The sequence below is a fragment of the Mesorhizobium sp. M7A.F.Ca.US.006.04.2.1 genome (genome assembly GCF_004022915.1).
In the GTDB taxonomy this organism is placed as follows: Bacteria; Pseudomonadota; Alphaproteobacteria; order Rhizobiales; family Rhizobiaceae; genus Mesorhizobium; species Mesorhizobium ciceri.
Map to the genome: position 1 here is coordinate 1 of NZ_RZQA01001124.1, position 1,639 is coordinate 1,639.

Consider the following 1,639-nt stretch of genomic DNA (forward strand, 5'->3'; position numbering starts at 1 on the left):
TTCTGTGCCTCGGTCAGCTCCCTCATGCCGGATATGGCATTTCTGAGCTTGGCGAAAATGGCATCGAGTTCCGCGACCGGCATCGTCGCCAGGAACCCGCGCATGGTCTCGCCAAGCGCGACCTTCCAGCTGTCGGCGGTGAAACCGGCTGTGCCGATCAAGCCCTTGTCCGCGGCATCGCGCTCGTACCAGTCGGCGGCGATCTCCTCGTCATAGGCGAACTGACCGAATTCGGGCTGCAAGGCCTCGATCAGGCCGACGACCGCCGACGCATCCCGCGCTGTCAGGGCCAAGGCCTGCGGGCTGTCGAAGATCATGCCGGCAAGTGCGAGCGCGCCGGCCAGCCGGCGCATGGCTGCGAAACGCCGCTCAGCCATAACAATCCTCCGCAATGCCGGCCCGGGCACTGCTCGTTGCCTGGGACTGCAGAACCGAGCCGCCGATCGAGGCGGCCTGGCCGGCAATGACCCCACCATTGCCAGCCAGACCGCCAAGACCCCCCGCCATCGACAGCACACCGCCGAGCAGAGCCGCATTGGTCTGCGCCTTCGCCGCCTTCTTGGCCGCATCGGCGCAGGCCGTTTCCGTCGTCGGTTCGTTCCGGGCCTTCTTGCTGCCGGCCGCGCTCGCGATCGATGCCGGCCTGTCGTCGACCTGGCCCGTTTGGCAGCCCGCCAGGGCAATGGTCAGGGCCAGGAAAATGCTCTTTTTCATGGTGCTGCTCATCATCGGGCAGCGCGCGGCGGCAGCTTGGCCTCGCGATGATCGGTCACTGCGTTGCCCAAGGCGATCGACAGCAGATAGACACGCGGATTGAACCCTGCCGCAGCCAGTGCCGACAGCGTCTTGAACAGTTGCAAATGAAACATCGTGCCCCCCTTTGGATTGCCGCCAATGCGGTTCCGGTTCCGGAATCGCGCCGCAAACTAGGGGCATAAAAGGGGGGCAGCTTGGACAGAACGGCACTGAAAGCGGCCAAAACGGCCCGGGATTGACGTTTTGCAGGCTCCGGCGCATATGACCGCGCTCTTGGGCATGGGGGGTGTCGATGACTGCGACGATGGGGACGTCAGCCTCATTCAGGCTGGCGACGGAGATGTTTCCGGAGCGGGATCGCGTCGAGATCACGCGTGAGGTTTACGGCCGCACGGTTCTGAGGGTGGACCTCGATCCGCTGGCGCCGGCGCAGATCGACATGCGGGTGCGCGCGTTGCCAGGCCTCGGCATCGCCACCGGCAGCTCATCGGAATTCCGGGTGCATCGTACGTCGTCGCTGATCGACAATGACGACTTCGTTCTTCTGGCGGCCCTCGACGGGGGCAGTGTGATGAAGCATCGCGGCCGCGAGGAGGCGGTCGGCAACGGCCAGGCGCTGATGATGAGCGGTGAAGAGGTTGGCCTCAACCTGATCGGCGCCGGCGGGTTTCGCTTCGTCAATCTGAGTTTTTCGCGCAAGCAGCTTTCGCCTCTGATCGGCGATCCGGCCGCGGTTCTTATGCGGCCCTTGCCGACCCAAAGCGGGGCGATGCGGCTGTTGCTCGACTATATCAGCTCGATCCAGGAGGTCGGAGACGAGTTGACTGCGGAGGCCTGCCACCTTGCGGCGGCGCATGTCTTCGACCTTGCCGCACTCGCCATG

At 64.8% G+C, this 1,639-nt stretch carries 3 protein-coding genes and 1 pseudogene; 1 reads left to right on the plus strand and 3 read right to left on the minus strand.

The window, feature by feature from the left end:
- The 3 genes from EN925_RS34975 to EN925_RS34985 all read right to left on the minus strand — a co-directional run.
- Positions 1–377, minus strand: a 377-nt coding sequence (locus EN925_RS34975) for a hypothetical protein (RefSeq protein ID WP_128337323.1), incomplete at its 3' end; no start/stop codon positions are given.
- Positions 370–714, minus strand: a complete 345-nt coding sequence (locus tag EN925_RS34980; protein WP_013528664.1) for a hypothetical protein — start codon at positions 712–714, stop codon at positions 370–372. The genes EN925_RS34980 and EN925_RS34975, both read right to left, overlap by 8 nt.
- 11 nt (positions 715–725) lie before the next feature.
- Positions 726–869 carry a hypothetical protein gene (locus EN925_RS34985; RefSeq protein ID WP_023813481.1) on the minus strand — a complete coding sequence of 48 codons (144 nt, stop codon included), beginning with the start codon at positions 867–869 and terminating at the stop codon, positions 726–728.
- Between the two features lie 179 nt (positions 870–1,048).
- Between EN925_RS34985 and EN925_RS34990 the strand changes: the two are divergent.
- Positions 1,049–1,639, plus strand: a pseudogene (locus EN925_RS34990) (AraC family transcriptional regulator); the annotation flags it as partial.

What these genes read in the sequence shown, in the direction of transcription:
- EN925_RS34985 (WP_023813481.1), bottom strand. Translation starts at nt 869, where the DNA reads ATGTTTCATTTGCAACTGTTCAAGACGCTGTCGGCACTGGCTGCGGCA.
- EN925_RS34980 (WP_013528664.1), bottom strand. Translation starts at nt 714, where the DNA reads ATGAAAAAGAGCATTTTCCTGGCCCTGACCATTGCCCTGGCGGGCTGC.